Origin of the sequence: Rhodopirellula maiorica SM1 (assembly GCF_000346295.1) — a bacterium.
GTDB lineage: Bacteria > Planctomycetota > Planctomycetia > Pirellulales > Pirellulaceae > Novipirellula > Novipirellula maiorica.
Map to the genome: position 1 here is coordinate 1 of NZ_ANOG01000019.1, position 1,756 is coordinate 1,756.

1 protein-coding gene is annotated in these 1,756 nt (G+C 58.1%); it reads right to left on the reverse strand.

The genetic code is table 11. The features are described from left to right. Positions 1-495: 495 nt before the first annotated feature. The coding region (locus RMSM_RS40500) for a prenyltransferase/squalene oxidase repeat-containing protein (protein WP_160168198.1) at positions 496-1,756 on the reverse strand (1,261 nt) is incomplete at its 5' end.

The window sequence follows — 1,756 nt, forward strand, 5'->3', positions numbered from 1 at the left end:
AATCATTGGCCTCGGCCAACGATCGTTGGTGGTGGAACCGTTAACCGTCCCTGCCCACAATCGAATCATAAAAACGCCCCAGCCGCAGCCGGTTGGGGCGTTTTTTCGTAGGTCCGATCACACATTTTCGTAGCTGCGATCACACTGCCGCAGTTGCAGTTGCGGCAGCGTTCAGCGTTAGCCCAATGCGATCTACTTTCGTAGTGGGACTCGCCAGAGTTCCTGGTGTTTCAACAGCAAAGATGGGAATTCTGGCGAATCCCACTACTTGAGCATCTCCAGTGGTTGCCAAAGTAGATGGCATCGGGCGTCAGCCCATGGGGCCGGTAGCCCGGTGGGGCCGGTAGCGAGAGGCGAGCGTTCGGCGAGGGGCACCCGCAAGCGGACGGGCCTAGCGCTTTACGCGAGGTCGGAGGACGCACGCCCCGATGGCCCGACGACGCAACGTTCACAGGATCAATAAGAGATTGGCGAGTTCCGCTTACAAAGGGAAGCTTACAAGGGAAAGTCGTCTTCGGCAGCGCTGTCGGCGTACAGCGGCATGTGGCGGTAATAGACTTCTAACATCATCGTAGCAAACGAGGTGGATGCCAAACGGCCGCCGTCTTTCGGTCCGTGACCGCCCTTGGGGAAGTGCCAGCTGCCTTTTGCACCGCCCTCTTGCGATTGAGTTTCCACCAACCAATCACGCATTTCGTTGTTGAACTTGTCCCAATCCGCGCCGCCGAATTGACGCAGCACTTGAGCCGCGTAGTAGTCGTAGTAGATCTGGTCCTTGCGGAAACCAATCTTGGCGACCTGTTTGACTCCGGCGACAATCCGCGGATCGGTCTTGGCCCACCCGGTGTACATGCGGCACAGCACGCCGACGGCGGTACAGGCGGGGCGAAGTTTGGTTGACGGGCTGGCGTAACCGTAGGTGGCTCCGTTGTTGGATTGGACTTTGTCCAAAAACAATACCGAGCCTTGGACGGTCGTCGGCGGCACAATCAAGTGCCCCATATGAGCACTTTTCAGCGCCATGACTTGCCAACCTACCACCGATGTATCACCGCCATCAGATTGTTGCGGCTTGTAACGCCAACCTCCATCGCGGCACTGGGCATAAACGATAAAATTGACGGATGCTTGTGCCGGGACAGCCAACTCGGGGTCGCCGGTCATTGCGTAGGCTTCGCACAACGCAATCGAAGCCAAGCCGTGCGAATACATTCCATTGCCGGCGCTCTCGGTCAGATCGAGCACGGGCATGCCGTTCTTTTTGCCGAGTTTTCCGTTGCCGATCAGGAATTTCAGCCCGCGATAAACGTTCTCGCGAAACTCGCCTGATTTGTGTGTTTGGCCCGCGCCCATGAACGGCAACAATGCCATCGCGGTCGCGGCATTAACGGCTCCGGCGCGTTTGGGTTCCCCAGGCTCGCCACACCGATTGTTACAAGCGACATTGTGCTGGAACGACCAACCGCCGTTGGGGAATTGATGCCGCGAGAACCATTTGAGCGCTTCGGTGACGGCCGCTTCACTACTGGCACTGCCACCATAGTCACGCAGCAATTTCTTTTTCATGTCCGCACTGCGGCTGCTCAGCGGAGCTCCCGAGACGGACGACAGCGTTTGTAGTGACGTTGCCGCAGGGGCCATGTCGGAAACCATCTCGCCCATGTCGATCGCGACTTCGGCGATTTCGATCGACTCGACCGCCGTCGTCGGCTCAGGCATCTCGATTTGTTCGCTGGCATCGACGGTGGTCTCGGTG